This is a genomic window from Xenorhabdus santafensis (assembly GCF_033949405.1).
GTDB classification, from domain to species: Bacteria; Pseudomonadota; Gammaproteobacteria; order Enterobacterales; family Enterobacteriaceae; genus Xenorhabdus; species Xenorhabdus santafensis.
The window spans coordinates 1-364 of the sequence record NZ_VCDN01000298.1 but is presented as its reverse complement, the minus strand read 5'-3'; the positions used below and the strand labels follow the sequence as shown (position 1 = coordinate 364).

At 54.4% G+C, this 364-nt stretch carries 1 rRNA gene; it reads right to left on the bottom strand.

The features are described from left to right. Positions 1 to 364: ribosomal RNA gene (locus tag FE392_RS20320) — 23S ribosomal RNA — on the bottom strand; the annotation flags it as partial.

Sequence of the window (364 nt, the reverse complement as noted above, 5' to 3'; positions counted from 1 at the left end):
CGGGGAGAACCAGCTATCTCCAGGTTCGATTGGAATTTCTCCGCTACCCACACCTCATCCCCGCACTTTTCAACGTGCGTGGGTTCGGGCCTCCATTCAGTGTTACCTGAACTTCACCCTGGACATGGGTAGATCACCTGGTTTCGGGTCTACGACCACGTACTAAACGCCCTATTCAGACTCGCTTTCGCTGCGGCTCCGCCTCTTCAGCTTAACCTCGCACGGGATCGTAACTCGCCGGTTCATTCTACAAAAGGCACGCCATCACCCATTAACGGGCTCTGACTATTTGTAGGCACACGGTTTCAGGATCTCTTTCACTCCCCTTCCGGGGTGCTTTTCACCTTTCCCTCACGGTACTGGT